Origin of the sequence: Shewanella sp. AC34-MNA-CIBAN-0136 (assembly GCF_040309945.1) — a bacterium.
In the GTDB taxonomy this organism is placed as follows: Bacteria; Pseudomonadota; Gammaproteobacteria; order Enterobacterales; family Shewanellaceae; genus Shewanella.
In genome coordinates, this window is the sequence record NZ_JBEOPJ010000067.1 from 1 (window position 1) to 277 (window position 277).

At 50.9% G+C, this 277-nt stretch carries 1 protein-coding gene; it reads right to left on the reverse strand.

Annotated elements, in window-relative coordinates; all coding sequences use genetic code 11:
- Positions 1-277: FGGY family carbohydrate kinase (locus tag AAEY94_RS20685; protein ID WP_350979913.1), on the reverse strand; the 277-nt coding region annotated here is incomplete at both ends.

Genomic DNA, 277 nt, shown 5'->3' on the forward strand with positions numbered 1-277 from the left:
GTCTTTGCCCATATCTCAGGCTCGTTTTGCGCCAGCCAATTACAGCGCGCTTTTTGCTGGGCGTCTTTGACTAATTCGCCCATGCCGATGATTTTGGTCAGCGGGTTTAAAAAACCAATGTCATGAGTTTCAGCGCGGCGCAAATCCATCCAGACGATAGCGGGGCGAAGCGGCTGTTTGTCTTTATCCAAACAAATCATCGTATAACGCTGAGTGGCGAGACTGACGCCGGCGATTTGCTCAGGTTTAATAGCGCAGCTTTGCCACAGCTTTTGGC